Annotated in this window: 17 protein-coding genes; 5 read left to right on the forward strand and 12 right to left on the reverse strand. The window is 66.0% G+C overall.

Annotation, left to right across the window (positions count from 1 at the left end; all coding sequences use genetic code 11):
* Positions 1-147 precede the first annotated feature (147 nt).
* The 3 genes from ACWEWT_RS17420 to rox all read right to left on the reverse strand — a co-directional run bounded on the left by ACWEWT_RS17420 (position 148) and on the right by rox (position 3,580).
* Positions 148-1,017, reverse strand: coding sequence for an alpha/beta fold hydrolase (locus ACWEWT_RS17420; RefSeq protein WP_452560061.1), 870 nt, complete (start codon positions 1,015-1,017; stop codon positions 148-150).
* A gap of 288 nt (positions 1,018-1,305) precedes the next feature.
* A complete protein-coding gene (locus ACWEWT_RS17425) occupies positions 1,306-2,013 on the reverse strand; it encodes a DUF6924 domain-containing protein (RefSeq protein WP_452560063.1) in 708 nt (235 codons plus the stop codon).
* Positions 2,014-2,104: 91 nt separating this feature from the next.
* Positions 2,105-3,580 carry a rifampin monooxygenase gene (gene rox / locus ACWEWT_RS17430; RefSeq protein WP_452560065.1) on the reverse strand — a complete coding sequence of 492 codons (1,476 nt, stop codon included), beginning with the start codon at positions 3,578-3,580 and terminating at the stop codon, positions 2,105-2,107.
* A gap of 483 nt (positions 3,581-4,063) precedes the next feature.
* Between rox and ACWEWT_RS17435 the strand changes: the two genes are divergently transcribed.
* Positions 4,064-4,714 (forward strand): Uma2 family endonuclease, encoded by a 651-nt coding sequence (locus ACWEWT_RS17435; protein WP_452560066.1) that lies wholly within the window; start codon positions 4,064-4,066, stop codon positions 4,712-4,714.
* Positions 4,715-4,990: 276 nt separating this feature from the next.
* Here ACWEWT_RS17435 and ACWEWT_RS17440 read toward each other — a convergent pair whose 3' ends face one another.
* The gene (locus tag ACWEWT_RS17440) at positions 4,991-5,500 is read right to left on the reverse strand and encodes an anthrone oxygenase family protein (protein WP_452560068.1); all 510 of its coding nucleotides are present in this window, start codon (positions 5,498-5,500) and stop codon (positions 4,991-4,993) included.
* 441 nt (positions 5,501-5,941) lie between these two features.
* Between ACWEWT_RS17440 and ACWEWT_RS17445 the strand changes: the two genes are divergently transcribed.
* Positions 5,942-6,679: a dienelactone hydrolase family protein gene (locus ACWEWT_RS17445; RefSeq protein ID WP_452560070.1), complete on the forward strand. Its 738-nt coding sequence runs from the start codon at positions 5,942-5,944 to the stop codon at positions 6,677-6,679.
* A gap of 101 nt (positions 6,680-6,780) precedes the next feature.
* Here ACWEWT_RS17445 and ACWEWT_RS17450 read toward each other — a convergent pair whose 3' ends face one another.
* Both ACWEWT_RS17450 and ACWEWT_RS17455 read right to left on the reverse strand, forming a co-directional pair.
* Complete coding sequence (locus ACWEWT_RS17450; RefSeq protein WP_452560072.1) at positions 6,781-6,981, reverse strand: DUF397 domain-containing protein; 201 nt, start codon at positions 6,979-6,981, stop codon at positions 6,781-6,783.
* A complete protein-coding gene (locus ACWEWT_RS17455) occupies positions 6,978-7,874 on the reverse strand; it encodes a helix-turn-helix domain-containing protein (RefSeq protein ID WP_452560073.1) in 897 nt (298 codons plus the stop codon). Before ACWEWT_RS17455 ends, ACWEWT_RS17450 begins: the two co-directional genes overlap by 4 nt.
* Before the next feature lie 646 nt (positions 7,875-8,520).
* Here ACWEWT_RS17455 and ACWEWT_RS17460 point away from each other — a divergent pair.
* Positions 8,521-8,715, forward strand: a complete 195-nt coding sequence (locus ACWEWT_RS17460) for a hypothetical protein (RefSeq protein WP_452560075.1) — start codon at positions 8,521-8,523, stop codon at positions 8,713-8,715.
* Between the two features lie 82 nt (positions 8,716-8,797).
* On the opposite strand, the gene ACWEWT_RS17465 is transcribed toward ACWEWT_RS17460, so the two are convergent.
* From ACWEWT_RS17465 to ACWEWT_RS17485, 5 genes are all read right to left on the reverse strand, one after another.
* On the reverse strand, positions 8,798-9,559 hold the full coding sequence (locus ACWEWT_RS17465) for an ESX secretion-associated protein EspG (RefSeq protein ID WP_452560077.1): 762 nt from the start codon (positions 9,557-9,559) through the stop codon (positions 8,798-8,800).
* An 81-nt stretch (positions 9,560-9,640) separates the two neighbouring features.
* Positions 9,641-10,690 carry a WXG100 family type VII secretion target gene (locus ACWEWT_RS17470; RefSeq protein ID WP_452560079.1) on the reverse strand — a complete coding sequence of 350 codons (1,050 nt, stop codon included), beginning with the start codon at positions 10,688-10,690 and terminating at the stop codon, positions 9,641-9,643.
* Between the two features lie 162 nt (positions 10,691-10,852).
* The gene (locus tag ACWEWT_RS17475; protein ID WP_452560081.1) at positions 10,853-11,338 is read right to left on the reverse strand and encodes a hypothetical protein; all 486 of its coding nucleotides are present in this window, start codon (positions 11,336-11,338) and stop codon (positions 10,853-10,855) included.
* Positions 11,339-11,374: 36 nt separating this feature from the next.
* On the reverse strand, positions 11,375-11,944 hold the full coding sequence (locus ACWEWT_RS17480; protein WP_452560082.1) for a DUF3558 domain-containing protein: 570 nt from the start codon (positions 11,942-11,944) through the stop codon (positions 11,375-11,377).
* Between the two features lie 248 nt (positions 11,945-12,192).
* Positions 12,193-13,632: a serine/threonine-protein kinase gene (locus tag ACWEWT_RS17485; RefSeq protein WP_452560083.1), complete on the reverse strand. Its 1,440-nt coding sequence runs from the start codon at positions 13,630-13,632 to the stop codon at positions 12,193-12,195.
* 331 nt (positions 13,633-13,963) lie between these two features.
* Between ACWEWT_RS17485 and ACWEWT_RS17490 the strand changes: the two genes are divergently transcribed.
* Positions 13,964-14,545 carry a GNAT family N-acetyltransferase gene (locus tag ACWEWT_RS17490; RefSeq protein WP_452560085.1) on the forward strand — a complete coding sequence of 194 codons (582 nt, stop codon included), beginning with the start codon at positions 13,964-13,966 and terminating at the stop codon, positions 14,543-14,545.
* A gap of 27 nt (positions 14,546-14,572) precedes the next feature.
* Positions 14,573-15,427: a hypothetical protein gene (locus ACWEWT_RS17495; protein WP_452560087.1), complete on the forward strand. Its 855-nt coding sequence runs from the start codon at positions 14,573-14,575 to the stop codon at positions 15,425-15,427.
* A gap of 3 nt (positions 15,428-15,430) precedes the next feature.
* On the opposite strand, the gene ACWEWT_RS17500 is transcribed toward ACWEWT_RS17495, so the two are convergent.
* The gene (locus ACWEWT_RS17500) at positions 15,431-16,348 is read right to left on the reverse strand and encodes an SCO2521 family protein (protein ID WP_452560088.1); all 918 of its coding nucleotides are present in this window, start codon (positions 16,346-16,348) and stop codon (positions 15,431-15,433) included.
* Between the last annotated feature and the right edge of the window lie 142 nt (positions 16,349-16,490).

Raw genomic sequence — 16,490 nt, forward strand, 5'->3', positions numbered from 1 at the left:
GCGGGGACCGCCGGGTACCAGCAGTCGGTGTGCCACCGGATTCCCCAACGGGATACCGCCCGAGCTGTACTTCTCGCGCCGGTAGACCACCGAACACGGACTCTGGTCACGGACACGTGCCGGAGGCGGGAAACTCCTCGGACGGGTTCACGCCTGATCGTCCAGAACCTCTCGCAGCCTGCGTGCGAATTCCTCCGGCTGCCCGGCGTATCCGAATTCTCCGTCGAGGAAGCCGCCGTGATGACTCGGGAACACGGTCACGCGCTGACCGAGCAGTTCGGCGGTGGCCACCGCGGTGCGGCCGGTGAACGTCTCCCCGGTTTCCACTCCCACCGCGATGACGATGCGGGTCGGTGCGGCGGCCGTGGCAGCGGGTTCGAGCCGATAACCGGTGACCGCCCGCGAACGATCCGACAACAGCGGATCGTCCCGCGACCCGTCGTCTCCGGCCGGCATCCCGAACAGGGCGGGGTCGGCGGCCGGTTGCGCGAAGTATTCGTCGGTGAACTCGCCCTGCCAGGAAGTCAACGCGAGAAAGGCCGCCATCCCGGCACCGAAGCCCGCGGCCTCGTATGCGTCACGCACGGCCACGCGGGCACGTTCGGCCGCCGCGGCATCGGGCAGCACCGAGATCAGCGGCGGCTCGTGCGCCACCAGGGTGAGCACGTCGCCGGGGTGGGCCGCCACGAGCGCGAGCGCGGTCACCGCACCGCCGCTGCTCGCGAACATCTCGACCGGACCGGCACCGAGGGCCTCGACCACGGCATGCACGTCCGCCGCCTGTACCTCCGGCTCGTGCTCGACGCGGCCGTCCGTGCGGACACTGCGTCCGATACCCCGCGGGTCGTAGGTGACGACGGTGCGGTCGGGAAACTGCGCGGCGAGCGCCCGGAAACCGGCCGCCTCCATGGGTTGCCCGATCATGAACAGCGGCGGCCGTCCCCCGGCCGTGGGCAGCGGGCCGTGCACGTCGTAGACGATATCGGCACCGGCGGTTTCGAGAGTATGCGTCGACATATCGGCGTAGACGCCTGCCGGGCCGATAATTCATCGCTCCCCGACAAGAGCGGCCGAGGTCCCGGCCCGGTCCGCGATGGCCACCCGAGCTCGCGACGAACGCCGGAGCCCGACGCCGCGAGACCACCGGCCACAATCGGCAGAATCCTGCCGAAAACACCCCGACGGGAACTTCGAGACCCCACCGAAAAGGCAAATCGGCAGCATTCTGCCGATTCGAGGTAGCTGCCATACTTCGGCGCAGGGAGTTACCGAGGCAGCTACTTCTACTGCAGCCGCCGCGGGCCCTCAGGCGAAGCCGCGGAACACACCGTCCGGTTCGGCGGCATCGGCGAAATCCGCGAAGTCCATATTGGCGATGGACAGATTGTTCTCGATACCCCACATCTCCGACGGGACGATTCGGACCGTGCGGCCGCGTTCGTGACCGGTCTCCGCCGGGCCGGTGTCGACGGCGACGATCGGATGTTCGGGATCGGTGAGAGTGACGGTATCGGCGAGGAAGGCGAAATAGATCGGCCGGTCGCCGATCCTGTCGAGCAGCGCGTCGGCCGACAAGCCGTCGTTCTCGGGATTATCGATACAGGTCAGCGTCGCGACGAACTCGGCCTCTTCGCCTGTTCCGGGGGCCATCGCCAAGGCGGCCACGACCCGCCACGCATCGTCGTCACCGAAGCCGGTCCGGATCAACAGCGATACATCGTCTTCGAGGTAGTCGTCCAGATTGCGCCCCGTGCCGAGCGCTTCGGTGAGTTCCGCATCCGCCCGCGCCGCGGCGTCGGCCGGGATGTCTCCGGGGTCCGGTGCGTCCCCGTCCGGCGCGACGACGAAGGCGATGATCCGTTCGCAGTCGATCGGGGACAGTGGGGTATCGCTGCGGATCTCGAATGTCCAGGGACCGAGCAGCTCTCGGTGCGCGATCGGCGTATTCCGCACCGCGGGTTCCGGCTCGGGTTCGCCGGTATCGGTAGGCCACTGGCGCAGGGTGAACGACATCCGGCGATGGTAGAGGACCATACCGACACCCGGCTTCCACCGACGCAGAACCAGCGTTGCGCCCTCATCGGATGAAGCCGGACTGCTCGACCTACGCCGATCGGCAGGGTTCCGCCGAACCAGGTGACCGTTCGTCCCGGTACGTACCGGCCGCGCCGAACCAGCGCGGCAGCTGCGCGAGCAGATCCCGCTGCTCGTCGCCGACCCATGCCACGTGGCCGTCCGGGCGGAGCAGCACCGCGGGCACATCGAGTTCCGCGCTGTTGTCGACGATATGGTCGATCCGATCCGTCCACCCGGCGACCGAGAGCTGCCCGGTCCGGTCGAGGAGCAGACCGCGGCCGGCACGCATCGACTCATAGAGACGGCCGCGCGCCAATCGCATATCGCGCAGCCGCCGGCCGAGCAACTCGTGACCGGCACCGAAGTCGTAGCGGATACCGATCGCCACGATCTTCTCGATCAGGTAGCGGTTCACCTCTTCGAAATCCATCAACTCCGCCAGCAGGCGGCGTACGGCCTGCGCGCCCGGTTCGGTGGATATCAACTCCGCCTGCGCGCGAGTGTTGTCGAGCACGTCCGCGGCCACGGGCTGCCGTTCGCTCTCATAGCTGTCCAGCAACCCCGCCGGCGCCCAGCCGTCGATCTCCGCCGCCAGTTTCCAGCCCAGGTTGAACGCGTCCTGGATACCGAGGTTGAGCCCCTGACCACCCATCGGTGGATGGACGTGCGCCGCGTCACCGGCCAGTAGCACCCGCCCGGCCCGATACCGCTCGGCCAACCGGGTGGCGTCACCGAAACGGGACAACCACCGCGGCGAATGCACACCGAAATCGGTGCCGGCGAACTCACGTAACTGCCGCGCGAACTCGTCGAGTGTCGGAGCGGCCGAGCGGTCCTCGACCACCTCGGCCGCGGGAACGACCACGCGATAGATGCCGTCGCCGAGTGGTCCCAGACCGAATCGCAGTTGCGTCCTACGGATCTCGGCGACGGTGGCGGCGATGGCCGCCGGATCCTCGGTCACCGCCATTTCTCCCAGCAGCGTGTCATTTCGGGACGGATCGCCGGGGAAGCCGATACCGAGCAGTTTGCGCACCGTACTGCGCCCACCGTCGCAACCCACGAGGTAACGCGCACGCAGCCAGGTACCGTCGGCCAGTTCGACGTCCACGCCGTGCTCGTCCTGGCTCAGCCCGGTGACCTCGCTGCCGCGCCGGATCTCCGCGCCGAGTTCGGCGGCGTGCGCGGCCAGCAGGGGGTCGGTGACGGTCTGCGGAATACCGAGAACATAGGCATGCGCACTGTCCAGACCCGCGGGCGGGGGTTTGGTGATCCCGGCGAAGAAGCTCCCGAGCGGATGCTTGCGGCCGCGCGCGAGAAACCGCTCCAGCAGGCCGCGCTGATCCAGCACCTCGATACTGCGCACATGCAGGCCGAGTGATCGGACGAACGTGGGCGGCCGCGCCTCCTTTTCCAGGACGAGCACGCGCACACCGTGCAGGCACAGCTCCCCGGCCAGCATCGAACCGGTCGGGCCACCGCCGGCGATGATCACATCGAACACGAGCCACCCCTTCCCTCGAGATCGGAATTCCGCCAGCCGCTCACACGGTCCACACACCGCACGGACCCCACGTTTCCGCAGGTCCTGGCCTTCGGCCCGCTATTCTGCGCCACACCCCCGGCCTTGCCGCAAGTCCCCCTGTGCGATATATGTTGGAAGGGGACGGGGGACTTCCCTTCAGCCGACTCCGGGTGGACGAACCAGCTCCTCTCGGCGGAGCAGCTCACGCCTTCCTTCGGCGGCGGCGAGCGAAGAGGACGACCACGTCGCCGAGACCGGCCAGATCGCTGGATTGTCGAGTGGCTCAGGTCAACGGCCATGCTGGCGGGGTGCGAGCTTCGGTACCGGTCGGCGGTAGCGGATGCCATGCCCGGGTGCTCCGCGGCCCACAGCTCTATCTTGTTGTCCAGGCGCCCGGTCGAGACGGGCAATTCGTAACCGCAGTGAGGCCGGCCGCGGGTGCTCAACCCATACAATTCGAACATGTCCTCGCCCCGGATCGAGAAGCCCGACCTCCCCGAGTACATGACCTGGGAGGAACTGGAGCAGCTGCCCGAAGAATTGGCGGGTCAGATCGAACTCTGGGACGGGCGGGTCGTGTGGGTTCGACGTGGACCGCGCGAACACCAGAAGTTCACTCGACGACTGGTCAACGAGATCGAGCGCTGCGCGCGCGAGTACATGTCCACGCGTCCCGAGCGCTGCTGGGAGGTCGAGTCCGAAACCAACGTGTTTCTGGGGGCCACTGGAAAATCGGACTTCCTGACGCCGGACTTTCTCGTGCATCGATGCATTCCGCCGTACCAGGATGTGCGCGCTGCCGACACGGTGCTGGTAGGTGAGGTGCTGTCGCCGTCCAATACCCAATCCGATATCGAGGCCAAGAAGAGTCGCTACGCCGCGGCGGGAATCCTCTGGTATTGGGAGGTGACTTTGCGACCGGATATCAGCGCCATCGCGACGATCCGGGCCTACGGGCTGGAAACCGGGGTTGCCACGTTGCCCGAGGGCGTCCGCCCGCTGCACCGGTCCGATTATCGCCTGGTGGGCGAATGGATGCATACCGACCCGATAGGGGTGTCGTTCGGGTATCCGTTCCCGATCGATATCGGATGGTCCGGTCTCGCGTTCTGAACAAGACTGCGCCTCGACCGGTAGCGTCGACCAGCCATGGCCGTCCGACCAGACAATTGACAACCGACTATCCTCCGGCCAGGCGCCGAAGTGTGGTCGGTTGGATCTTTTGCCCTAACCTCGATTCTTCGTGAGGGGGTGGCCTCCAATGCTGCGGGATGTGGTGTTCGACTCCCCGGAAAGGGGGCAGCTCGACATCGCAGGAGCGCAGCATAGTGAGTACGGCGTCCTCGAGTTTCGGAGCGTGGATCACGGGCGGGGTGCCACGGCGGCCGTTCAGCTCGCGGCGTGGGCCTTCCCCCACAACACCAGCGCCCAGCCCAGGCAGACGAACGCCGCCGTGCTCGTCACGGTGCGCACGATATTCCAGGCCACCCATCGCGCCTCGGCGAACGCTTCCCGTACCGCGGCCGGATCGGTCAGCTCGGCGGGCGCGCCCGCGGCCTTCAACGCGTCGTTCAGCGGCAGATGGACCGCGAAGGTGATCAGCACGGCGATCAGGTAGAGCAGGGCCGCGACCGCCGTCCAGAGCAGGACCGACCGGCTCGCACCACCGAGATTGAGCAGCGCCGCCGCGATCGACAAGATCAGGGCACCCAGGAAGGTGGCCAGGAACAGCGGATTGATGATCGCGCGATCGATCGCCTGGTACGCGCCGATGAACGTGCGGTCGTCGGTCGTCCGCAGGCCGGGCATGATCGCCACCGCGTAGATACCGAAGACCCCGGCGATCAGGCCGGTGGTCACAGTGGCCGCGATCAGTACGGCGGTCCGAAGTCCATCCATCTTTTCTCACCTCGTTGGAGTAGTCACGATTCCCCGTTCGAGGCGCGCGTGGGCGGCCCGGAACACGGTAACGGTACCGGCGGTCACTCACACCCACCAATACTGGAAACGACGGCTTTCCACTTGCGCGGATCGACCCCGGCCGGGGCCGGTGACAGCCGGTCGGTAGCCCCCGAGCCCAGCATTCACTCGAGGTCCGTTCACAGTCGTTCCGACGTGCTCTCTCGCCGGAGGGGGTGACCGCGCCGATGAGTTACGCTGTGCGGCGATGACTACCGGGACGGCATTACGCCACACACGGATCGGTGACCCGGTGCTCTTCTGAGCGCCGCCCGGGCCGCTGTGGGCCCGCTGCCGGATCGGGGATCTCGCGCTGCTCCGCGGGCTCCACCCCTGTCGTGTCGATCACCAGCCGACTTCGACCACGACAGGACAATTTTCATGCCCAGCACAACAGTGCAGATTCCCACCGCCGACGGCCCGGCCGACGCTTTCGCCGCCTTCCCCGACCGCGGCGAACAGCACCCCGGGGTGCTGATGTACGCGGACGCATTCGGTATCCGGCCCGCACTCCGGGAAATGGCCCGCGAACTGGCCGGGCACGGGTACTACGTGCTCGTACCCAATTACTTCTACCGGCACGGCCCGGCACCGGTGGTCGAGCTGCCGGAGTACATCGGCGAGGAGAGCCGGGCCGCGCTCACCGCCCGGCTGATGCCCTTGATCGAGGCCCATATCGGCGGCGACCGTGTACTCCGTGACGCCGACGCCTATCTCGAGTTCCTCACGACCCGGCCCGAGGTCGGCCCCGGACCGATCGCGGTGAACGGCTACTGCATCGGCGGACTACTGGCGACACGTACCGCGGCCGCCCACCCCGGCCGGGTCGCCGCCCTCGCCGCATTCCACGCCCCCGTGGGTGCCGACGGACCCGGCAGCCTGCACCACCTCACCGCGCGGATCCACTTCGGCCACGCCGAAACCGATCTCACGCCCGAGGCCCTCGGCGAGCTCGACCACGCTCTGGATGCCGCGGGGGTCGACTACACCTCCGAGATCTACCCCGGCACCGTCCACGGCTTCACCATGTCCGATACCGCCGCCTTCGACTCCGCCGCGTTGCAACGACACTGGGACCGGCTCCTCCCGCTGCTGAGCCGCACCCTCGGTAACGGCTGAGGCTCTGGTTCGAAAACTGCCGTCGGCAGGTTCGCCTGCCGCGTTCCCGGACAGCAACCGCGATATCTCGATGCCGCGGTTGCTGTTCGCCGCTCGGCGGGCTACTCGAATCCGCCGGTACGCATCTCAGCGGTGAAGGCGTCCCACTCCCCCGGACCGAAAACCAGAGCCGGACCGGTGGAGTTCTTGGAATCCCGCACGCCCACCAGCCCGCCGCGCAGATGGGCGACCTCGACGCACTCGTTTCCACTGACGCTACGACTGCTCTTGAACCAGATCGCTCCGGACAAGTCGATGCTCATCTGCGATGCTCCCTCGCCGCCGCCTCGATGAGACGCTGTGTGTCCGACTGGTCCAATGCTACTTGCAGAATGGAAGCTCGAGCCGCCTGATACTGCTCGATCTCGGCCGGCTTGTCCAAGTACAACGATCCGGTGAAACCCTCGACATATACGACAGGCGGCTCGGTCAGAGCCGGGTTCACATGATCCGGGAATTCCAGGTAGACGAAATGCTTCGTAGTCCACCCGAGATGATCCGGGGCATCCAGCGGTACGACTCGCAGCGACACTCTCGGCAGCGCGGCCACTATCAGGAGATGATCCATCTGCTTCGCCATAGTCTCGGGGCCGCCGATCGGATGTCGAAGCGCGGCCTCGCTGATCGCGGCCTCGAAGGTGAAATCCGACGAGTCGTACAACCGCGTCTGACGCCGCCGAAGCAGAGCGATCTCCCGCTCTAGTTCGATGGGACGTCCGAGCGACTTCGCGACTTCCCACATGGCACTGCGGTAGCCGCGAGTTTGAAGCAGCCCCGGCAAGGTCGTTGTCTGCCAGGTAAATACCTCACGTGCTGCCTGTTCGAGACCGAGAAACATCTCTGCTTCGGGGACAATTGCATCGGCGAACGACGACTGCCACCACCCGTCCTTACGAGACTCCTCGACCAGCCACAGCAGTTCGCGACGGTCCTCGGCACCTGTGCCGTATGCATCACAGAGCGCATTGACCACCATCTTCTTGATCTCGCTGTTGCGCCCGGATTCCAAGCGCCACAGAGTTTGCGCACCCATCTCGCACCGGCGGGCCGCGTTCGCGCGGCTCATCCCCGCGACCTCGCGCAGTTCGCGCAGGCGGCGGCCCAGTACCCGGCGCGGCAGCGTCGGCGGATTCGTGACATTCGATTCGGTCGACACAGATCTCTCCCCTTCGTTAGCGTTACTCGCGGTTATTCCAACTCGAATGGAACAGTCGAACTGCGCGGAATTACCGATCCACCCGGAGCAATTCCGTTGCGCGCCTGAATCTTACGGATTTATTCACAATCGCGGAAGTCGATGGTTCACTGGGTACGCGCCGGCAGACATGGAGAATTCCGTGGCGGAATATTCCGGATCACCCACACCGGCTCGGCACAACCGAAGCCACCGAGATCGTCTGCCGCGCGGCTCTAATCCGATTTCCAACGTTGCGAGGTGACCATGATGTTCGGACTGCCGGTAACCGATCACCGGACCGTACCGGTGATGACCACCCATGACGCCCACCAGGTGATGCAGACCCATATCGAGTGCCCTTCGCCGGCGTGCCCGGTCAAAAGGCAGGCCATAACGTGCCTGATCGAGGCACGGAAAATGGTTCCCGGCGACCAGTAGTTCGCGGGCCACCGATCCCTCCGAACCAAGGAAATGCGTTCGTGAAAGAGAAGTTGCCCCAACGCATTCCCGGTGCGAATTCCATTCCACGAGGAATCGATCGAGAAACCACTGCCGAATTAGCCACTCTCGTCCGAGTGTCGAATGCGCTGCGCCGATGGCCGGCACAGGAATCCGGGAAGGAAAAATGAACGAGCTCCCCGAACAGGACGATCACTGCGCACCCTTCGGCATGCTCACCGCCCACGCGGAAACCCGCGGTTACCGGCTCGTCCGTGAATCGGGCACAGCGGCCGGATGGGCACTGCTGGACGCCACGGACGGCGAAACCCTCTACGCGGCAACCACTCTCATTGATATCGCGCAGTATCTCGATGAATAACGGAGGACCGGCCACTCCGTGCGCTGCCGGTCGCGCGGGTTCACCGCCGATGTCCCGAGTACCCGGGTCATCGCTGATCGTATTACCAGGTATCCGATTCGTCCTCGCGCAGCCGCCGCATCGCTCGGTCGATCCAGTCGGCGAACCCCGCCGCGAGATCGCCGGCGCCGGCCGGGCGCACCGTGACGTGTTCGCGCGTCCGTTTCTCCTGGTAGCGGCCGTCGCCGGTGATGTCGTACCACTGGGTTCGATACCAGGGTTCGGGGCGATCCAGAATCGACCCGACCCGCAGGCCCGCGATACCGCCACCGTCGGCGGGCCGCTGCGCGAGACGCCGGTACTGTTCGCCGGGGCCGCGCCGCAGGGATCGCTGCTGGTCGCGGCCGGGCGCGAGATCGTCGATATGGAATGTGCCCGCCGCTTCCCGGCCGGCAGCGCACCGTGGCACCAGGCCGGCGAGCCGTTTCGGCAACTGTTCGGCGGCGAACAGCTGGGCATGAATCGAACCGTCGACCCCGTCGATCACCGACTGGGCCAGCACCACACCGGTATGCGTATTGCGCGCGCCGACCACCCGGTATTCACGTACCCGTCCCTTGGTGGTCGCGGTCGAGGCACCCAGGATCTCGATCCGCAGATCGCCGTCGGACACGGTGTGCAACGCCCGCCGGATCAGTTCGCGCTCGTCCCGGTCGTATCGCGCGCGCACGGCCGCCGCGTGGGCCTCGAACGGATTGCGGGTCCTGTAGCGGCTCAGATAGTGCAGCGGACGCGGGAACCGGTCGATCCCGTCGCGATACCAGAGCGCGGCGAAATCGTCCGGCTCCCAGATCCAGGTGCTCATTGTCGGTGGTGTTTCCTCGATCATGTGACGGCGGCCGGGACCTCGCCGCCGGCCGGGACTCAGGGGTGGGCAGACGGTCGATCAGTCACGTTCGGCCGGCCGCGCGGCCGGTACATCACCGCCCAGCACTCCGCCGGGAATCGTGCGCGGCAACTCCCCGAGCAGTTCGTCGGTGTTCTCGGCGTTGATCAGGTAATCCGGGGTGTCGTGCTTGTCGTCGTCCGATCCCTGCTGGCCACGTCCGGCCCCCGGCGACATCATCCCCGGCATACCGCCGCGCGGCGCGCCCGTATTCGCGGTGCCGGGAGCCGCCACCGCGGGAGTTCCGGTGACGTTCGGGGTGCCGGGTACGGTGCGGCCGGGGTCGCCGGTGTTCACCGGAGAGCCACTCGGCGAACCGGGTCCCCCCGGCCCGGGAGTGGTCGGGGTGGCACTCGGGACGGTGGTGGTACTCGGGGTCGTCGACAGCGGATTCTCGGTTCCCGCCGGCGTCGTCTCCTCGGGCTGTTCGGTGCCCGGTTCCTCCTGCTGTGTGGTGCCCGGATCGTCGCCCGGCTGATCCGTGCCGGGTTCCTCGCCGGTGGGGTTCTCCCCCTGGGGTCCGCCGGTATCCGTGGCGGCGGGGTCGCCGTCCTGATCGGTGGACGTACCGCTGGGTACGGGCTGGTCGCCGGTGCCGGTGGGCAGATCGGTGTGCAGGGGCTGGGTCGGGTTCACCGGGACGGGCAGGACCGGGATCTTCGTATCGGCCGCGACGAAGCCGGTCACATAGTTGTCCCCCATCACCCGCCGCGCCACTTCCTCGGCGTCACTGCGATCGGTGTCCTCGTAGAAGGGCAGCCACGACCAGCCACTCGGATTGATCCACGACTTATCGCCCGGAACCTCGGGCAGGTTGGTCTGGGTGCGCATGATCGACGTGACGGAGTCATAGACCTGAACAGCGAGCGCATGCAGTGCAGGTACCAGATCTTCGGCTCGGGTGGCATAGTTGTCGATCGCCTGCCGGGCCTGCTCCGCGCCCACCCCATCCCAGGCCGCTGCACTCGACCGACGTATCCGCGCCGCGAAAACCGTAACGCCTTCCTCCCATTTCTGGGCGATCTGTCCGTACTGGTCGGAGGCCGCCATCGCGTGGTCTCCCGGCGCCAGTGGCTTGAAGGCATTGTTTATCTCGGCATGGGAAAACCCTTTTGGCTCTTCGGGATCCCCGATCTTAGGATTTTCGTTCTGAAAGGTCACCATACCCCCTGTTTCGAAAGGACCGAGGTGCTGCTCTTCCCACTCGGCCCCCTACTGGACTGGGAAAGCGGGAGGCATAGCCAACGGCACGGCTGGCGGCGCCGCAGCCATCAACTCGTTGTACCGGCCGGCAAAGGCCTCATCGGTCTCTATATACCGCTGCGCGATCAATCGATGCAGTTCCTGAATATCCTCCACGATCCGGTGATGTTCCTCAAGAATTGCATGTACATCATTCCCATCTCCGGAATTCATCGCCTTCGAACGGAAACGGCCAACCATAATATCGGCAGATATTAGATCTGCAACCTTCTCGCCGAGATCCCATTTATCCCGGTCGCTAATCTCCTCAGCCGTACGCTGAAGCGTTCGGATAAGGAGTTTAAAACCTTCACAGTCACGTTCGATGTATACAAACTCCTCGGCGTTTACACGAACGGCATCCGATGAGCCCGTACCGAGATCCACTGAAAGCTGACCCTCCCGGGCTTGCGCCAGCAAGCCCTCCAGCGGCCGCGGAGGCTTTTCTTCAGTCATCGCTCTCCTCTCCTCGCAACAAGCCGACCCTTCCACTCACGCATCAGGGATCAGGGGTGCAACCTTTTCTGCCAAAGCTCGCGATAGTTCGCAGCTATCCAAGTGGCCGGTCTTCTTGTTCGACGACGGATTGCTCATCGAGAGCTCGAGGCTTCCACCCGCCATCTCCACATAGAAAAGACAACGCCTCCGCGGCTCAGGATGATCGATGCTATTGACCGCAACTGCAGTCCGCCCATCAACGGTGTATTCCCCTCGAATCACATACTCATCGTTGCCTTTTACCACATCCACGGTGAGGTTCGTCGTTGTGATGCCCACCGCGTAGCTATCCGGAGCGACATAACCACATCCGCGCCACTTGATCCCCTGCCCACCATCCACGTTCGAGTCCAGGCTATCTGGACGCAGATCCTCCGATGCCAGCACATCCTGGGGAATATCGGTACACGGATCGAACGACGACGGCGCCTCCGCCGCGATCGGCAGCCCGGTCGTCGTGGTCACCGGCGACGCCGTCCCTCCGGTCTCGGAACCACATCCCGCGACCAGCAGCACAGCCCCCACTCCGCACAGAATCCCCCGGACCGATCCAATAGCAGCCATCACGAACCTCCCGACACCGGCATTCCATCGAACCGGGAACCGGCCGGCCCCCCGCGTCCCAGCCGACCCTACCGACCACACCATCCGTCACTCAACCGCGACCACCCGCAATCGGATCCGATGGCGAGTGCGGATCAGCGGTCACCGGATCTCCGACGGGCTGGGAAGATCGCATCTCGGAGTCGAGCGGTGGACCGAGCCGGGCCGAGTTTCGCTGACACCATCGGGCCGCGATGAGCTGCTGGGCCTCACCGGCGTCGCATACGAGTACGGTGGTCGATCCATCGACCCGTTTCCTCCACCAAGGTGCACCACAGAGCGAGCGCGTTGATCACGAAGAGCACGGTGAACAGCAGGAACAACCCGGCCGCGAGTTGGCGCTGGACAGTGAGCTGGAGCAGGACACCCACCGGGAGCAGCAGCCCGATGACAGAGCAGACGCCTGTCAGGATCCGGCCGACACGACTGCCCGACAGCAGCGAGATTCCAGCGGTGATCCACAGCAATGCTGCGGCTCCGATGATCACGGCGCTGATCACGTCGGTGCTGTTGATACCTTCGGCCAATTCCACGAGAGCTCCCAGGAAAAGACCCACCGGAAGCAAGGCGACGACCAGTGTGGCGATCGCCGCGGTGAAGGCCGAGAACCGCGACGGTGCCGATCCGTCCCGGTCTTCCCGCCGGCCGACACCGGGCCGCGCCCGATAGGACTCGACTGCGGGAGGCGGGAGTGGTGCGGCCGCGATACCGGCAGCCGGGAACACCGGATTCGGAGCGGAGGGCGTCGCATAGCCGTGACCCTGCGCATTGTGCACAGTAGGCGCGGTACGGGCGGCGAGCACGCCGATACGGCGGCCGTCGAGCGCGTCGCGGACCGCGGTGACGAACTCGCCGCAGGTGGCGAATCGGTCGTCGCGCCGTTTGGCCATCGCGCGCTCGAACACCGAATCGACCGCCGGATCGAGGTCCGGCCGGAAGGCGGTGACCCGGGGCACGGGTTGGGTCATATGTCCCATGACGACCTGCCCCGGGTTCGTCGAGGCATAGGGCGACTGTCCGGTCAGCAGCGCGAACAGGGTGCAGGCCAGCGAATACTGGTCGGAGCGGTGGTCCACCATCTCACCGGACAGCTGTTCCGGTGAACCGTAGGCGAGGGTCGCGGTGAACGTACCGGTGGCCGTGATCTTGGTGTCGGTACCGTCGGTGAGGCGCGCGATCCCGAAATCGGTGAGCACCGCGTGGGACTCCCGGAACGAATCCGCCTCGGCGATGAGGATATTGGCCGGTTTCACATCGCGGTGCAGCACACCCCGGCTGTGCGCGAAGTCCAGCGCGGCCGCGGTGCCACCGAGCAGGCGTACTGCCGCGTCCGCCGGGTGGGACCGGGCGTCCCAGGACGCGGCGTCGGTCCCGCGGATGTACTGCATCGCGATCCACAGGTGGCCGTCGTCGGCCCCGCGGTCCAGCACACCGACTATTCCGGGGTGCTCGAGCCGGGCGATGACGTCGGCTTCCCGTTCGAAACGGCGCACCAGCTCGAGATCGGTGGATACCTCCCGGTTCAGCAGTTTCAGTGCCACACTGCGGGGCAGGCGCGGATGCTGCGCCAGGTACACGGTGCCCATACCGCCCCGTCCCAGTACATTCTCGACCCGGTACCCGGCGAAGATCGCGCCCGCTCCCAGCACCTCTGATCCCCTCCGTAGCTCTCCGAACTGGGTGACGCTACCGCACACCGCCACCACGCGGCCGCCGGGCCCGACGGGCCGGCCCGGTTCCCGCGCGAGGATGCCGACGGCTGTTCGATAGCTGCCCGGCCGCAAGGCCCGATTCGGCCCGGGTCCGACGTGCCGCGATAGCACCTGATCTGCCGATCAGGCGTATTGCGCTGTCGCACAAGCTATTCTGCGGCAACAGGGAACTGCTCACTTTTCTGGACGGACCCCGGCCACCGATGCACACTCTATGTAACGACGACGTTCGGCGCGGATAGCCGAGCGCGGGGGGTGAGGCAGCAGTATGACCCGTCGACCAGCAGAACGGCCGCAGTTCATCGACGGAGCTCCGCCCACCACGACAGGTGCGGGCAGACTCCGGTCGGTACGACTCGAGGACCTGCCCATCCTGTCGGGTATGGAAAAAGACCAGTTCACCGATCTGGCCTATCCGTTCTTCATCCTGCGCCAGCTGTTCGAACTGCACAGATCACACTGGGTCGTCGCCGAAGAGAGAGGCGATATCCTCGGCTACGCCGTGGTCGGGGTCGACGGGCAAGGATGCGCCTGGGTGCTGAGTATGGCCGTTTCCGAACGGGCCCGCCGCCACGGTATCGGAACTCGATTGCTGGAGCAGGTTTTCGAACGGTGCCGTGACGCACGGATACATCGCGTCCGCCTCACCGTGCGCCAGGAGAACACCGCTGCGGTCGGGCTGTACGAGAAGACGGGCTTCCGGCCGATCGAACACGAACTGAACTATTTCGGCACCGGTGAACCACGCGATGTGCTCGAATTCCGGTTCGATCCCGCCCCGCGGCGCTGGGGTAATCCCGCGGCCGACGACCCCCAATGGGTCAAACGCCCACGTGGCCAACAGCTCTGATTCACCCACTCAGCCCAAGGGGACCCCATGCCGGACAATGGCAGCGACCAGATCCCGCCCGCGGTGCGGTCCATGACCGACCTCATCGGCCGTCAATCCGCACATTACGCACTGCATCTCGACGAGCTGGGAACTATCCAGGATGACGGCAAACCACTCACCGAGCGGAATCTGCTCGCCGATTTCCATCAGCGGGTCGAACAGGTCGTCGTCGAATACGAGAAGTCCAATGTACCGCCGCGTGGCGACGCCCTCGTATTCGAGCAGATCCACCGCCCGATCCAGGAGGGACCCACCGTTCTTCCGGGCCCGGCCGAGACCGTTCAGAAATTACTCGCACTCGAAGTGGAATTCCGCGGGCCGCGGCGGCTCAGTGGTACGCAGAACATGTATATCGCCGAACTGTACGAGGAGATCGGTGGGGTATTGAAAAAGAGCGGGCTACCCGCGCACGCGGCCCTCGCCTACAAACGCGCCACCTACTGTTTCGATATCGCCGAAGATGTCACGGCCCAGGACCGCTGCCGCCTGGCCCGAGCACGGGCGAAGCGGCAGGCGACCGTGCCGCGGTGGCGGCGCATCCCGGGCTGGACCTCGGATCTGTTGTGCGGGTACGGGTTCAAGCCTTTTCAGCTACTGGCCTGGATCGCAGTACAGCTGGTCCTGTTCACGGGTCTGTACTGGATTCTGGAGGGCAAGGAACTGACCGGGCATTCGCTCGCCGATGCGGCCAGAATCTGTTTCACCAACTATCTCGACCCGGTGGGCATCGACGAACTCGAGGCCCCGGTCCAGGTTCTGCTGCTGGTCGAATCCTGGACCGGAATCGTCTTCCTCTCGGTATTGTTCGCGCTGCTGGTGCGGCGCTGGTTCCGATTCTGACCCTCACCAGGTGGTCTCGTGCACGGCCTTCCATGTCGAGACCAGCAGCCGGTTGCGCATATGCCCGACCGTGCGAAGCCATTGCGCGGCGAGGTCGGGCTCCTCCGCCAGCTGAGTCCACAGATGGCGCAACGACGCCGGCGTATGGGCGCCCGGAACCCAGAGGTGCGCGAGATGTTCCAGTACCGGGGCGAGGGTATCCACGGATTCGGCGGTACCCGGGCCTGCCAGATCCGCGCGCTCGACGGCATCGGCCGCGACGGTCAACAGCCAATCGTGGGCGGCGAGATCCTCACAGAAGCGTTGCACACCCGCCAGTTCCGATTCCGCGGGCACGACGATCAGCGCGGTTCTCGTCAGATCGTCGTGTACCCGCAAGGACACCTGGGCCTGCGTGACATCGCCGACGCGGGCCGCCCAGCGCAACCGGAGAGTCCCCGCACGCAGCGGGGCCTCGTTGTCCAGCCGGCGCAGTCCGATCCGGCCGAGGAGCCGATCGGTCGGCGAGGTCAGATCGAGTGCCGCCGAGCTCGGACGGTCGCCGAGGAAACCCTCGGCCAGACGTGCCGGTGTCTCATGGGTGACCCTGGTCATCACCTCGAGGACGCCCACCCGGCTCAGATAGTGGAACCACCCCTGCCGCTTGTCCGACGTCGAGCGCGTGATCGAACACCGGGCCGAACTCTGCACGATCCGCCCGCCCACCACGGTCGCGCGCAGGGCAATGGTGCCGATCGCCCGGACCGCCGGATGTCCGGCGACGGCGAGCCCGCAATCCACCCCCTCCGCCACCGGTGGTGAAATCCCCAGCGACACCGGTCGTTCCCGCCACCGAACGCGATGGTCCGGGCTGAATTCGAGTAGTTCCCTGACCTCCCCGTGCTGTAGGGCGGTGGCCGTGGGCAGCAGGGCCGTGCTCACCTCACCGAACATCGCCAGGACGCCGGGCGGCGCGTGCGGCGGCGCCGGCGGTGACGGAACGCGCGGCTGGGCGGCCGCGGCACGGGTGAGAACCCGTACCGCCCGGCCTCTGCCCTGTGTCCGCGCGGAACGGCGGGCAGAG

Source organism: Nocardia sp. NPDC003963 (assembly GCF_053605105.1).

Bases quoted from the DNA above. Each gene is read 5' to 3' on its own strand.
- ACWEWT_RS17490 (WP_452560085.1), top strand. From the start codon at position 13,964: ATGACCCGTCGACCAGCAGAACGGCCGCAGTTCATCGACGGAGCTCCG.
- ACWEWT_RS17480 (WP_452560082.1), bottom strand. From the start codon at position 11,944: ATGGCTGCTATTGGATCGGTCCGGGGGATTCTGTGCGGAGTGGGGGCT.
- ACWEWT_RS17425 (WP_452560063.1), bottom strand. From the start codon at position 2,013: ATGTCGTTCACCCTGCGCCAGTGGCCTACCGATACCGGCGAACCCGAG.
- ACWEWT_RS17440 (WP_452560068.1), bottom strand. From the start codon at position 5,500: ATGGATGGACTTCGGACCGCCGTACTGATCGCGGCCACTGTGACCACC.
- ACWEWT_RS17495 (WP_452560087.1), top strand. From the start codon at position 14,573: ATGCCGGACAATGGCAGCGACCAGATCCCGCCCGCGGTGCGGTCCATG.
- ACWEWT_RS17475 (WP_452560081.1), bottom strand. From the start codon at position 11,338: ATGACTGAAGAAAAGCCTCCGCGGCCGCTGGAGGGCTTGCTGGCGCAA.
- ACWEWT_RS17445 (WP_452560070.1), top strand. From the start codon at position 5,942: ATGCCCAGCACAACAGTGCAGATTCCCACCGCCGACGGCCCGGCCGAC.
- ACWEWT_RS17470 (WP_452560079.1), bottom strand. From the start codon at position 10,690: ATGGCGGCCTCCGACCAGTACGGACAGATCGCCCAGAAATGGGAGGAA.
- ACWEWT_RS17460 (WP_452560075.1), top strand. From the start codon at position 8,521: ATGAACGAGCTCCCCGAACAGGACGATCACTGCGCACCCTTCGGCATG.
- ACWEWT_RS17465 (WP_452560077.1), bottom strand. From the start codon at position 9,559: ATGAGCACCTGGATCTGGGAGCCGGACGATTTCGCCGCGCTCTGGTAT.
- ACWEWT_RS17450 (WP_452560072.1), bottom strand. From the start codon at position 6,981: ATGAGCATCGACTTGTCCGGAGCGATCTGGTTCAAGAGCAGTCGTAGC.
- ACWEWT_RS17420 (WP_452560061.1), bottom strand. From the start codon at position 1,017: ATGTCGACGCATACTCTCGAAACCGCCGGTGCCGATATCGTCTACGAC.
- ACWEWT_RS17435 (WP_452560066.1), top strand. From the start codon at position 4,064: ATGTCCTCGCCCCGGATCGAGAAGCCCGACCTCCCCGAGTACATGACC.